The 885-nt window shown below is 52.3% G+C and carries 1 protein-coding gene; it reads left to right on the top strand.

What is annotated here, in order from left to right:
* Positions 1–321: 321 nt before the first annotated feature.
* Positions 322–885, top strand: a 564-nt coding sequence (locus D3222_RS24800; protein ID WP_232832681.1) for a type VI secretion system Vgr family protein, incomplete at its 3' end; no start/stop codon positions are given.

Genomic DNA, 885 nt, shown 5'->3' with positions numbered 1-885 from the left:
CAATTAAGCAATACCGGCATCAATTGACTGTTCCCCGCATTTATCAGGGTTAACAACCGAGAATATATTCGGTTGGATTTTCGGTAGTTGAATTGACATATACCCTATGGATTTCAAGATGCATCGCGACGGCAAGGGAGAGAATCCCCGGGAGCATAGCGAACTATGTGACCGGGGTGAGCGAGTGCAGCCAACAAAGAGGCAACTTGAAAGATAACGGGTATAACCGTTTATAACGACAGGCACTTTTATTGAAAAAATGGGACGCCCTTTTCGCTGAGTGAACCGACCGTTTTATCTGATATCGGAGGAAAACTATTGATGGATAGAAAAATGCTGCGTGCCCGTCAGCTTCAGGCGAGTAAACCCGTGTTGCCGGGTCATGCCCGTTACCGGCTTGAAATCCGGCGCTGCAATGCCGAGCTGGAGGTGTTCAGCTTCACCGGCGAAGAGCGCCTGTGCGCCCCGTATTGCTACACCATTGATTTCACCAGCCCGAACAGGGATATCGACCCGGCGGTGATATTGAACAAATCGGCCACATTTATCTTGCAGGCGCCGGAAAACCCGGAACAGGTGCGTAAAGTACACGGCGTCATCACCCGGTTTAACCGGCTTGCCACCTCGGCGGATGAAACGCGCTATCAGGTCTGTCTGGAGCCGCGTCTGGCGTTGCTGCACCATACCCGACGCTGTGCGATTTACCAGCACCAGTCAGTCCCGGAAATGGTGGAAAAGATCCTGCGTGAACGACACGAATTTCGCGGGCAGGATTTTCTGTTCACGCTGGTGCGGGAATATCCCCGGCGGGAACTGGTGGTGCAGTGGCAGGAGAGTGATCTGGATTTTATCCAGCGTATTTTAGCGGAAGTGGGGATGTGGTAT

Source organism: Photorhabdus sp. CRCIA-P01 (genome assembly GCF_003545805.1).
Lineage (GTDB): Bacteria > Pseudomonadota > Gammaproteobacteria > Enterobacterales > Enterobacteriaceae > Photorhabdus > Photorhabdus antumapuensis.
The sequence above is the reverse complement of the archived record's forward strand: the minus strand, read 5'-3'. Positions and strand labels throughout refer to the sequence as shown.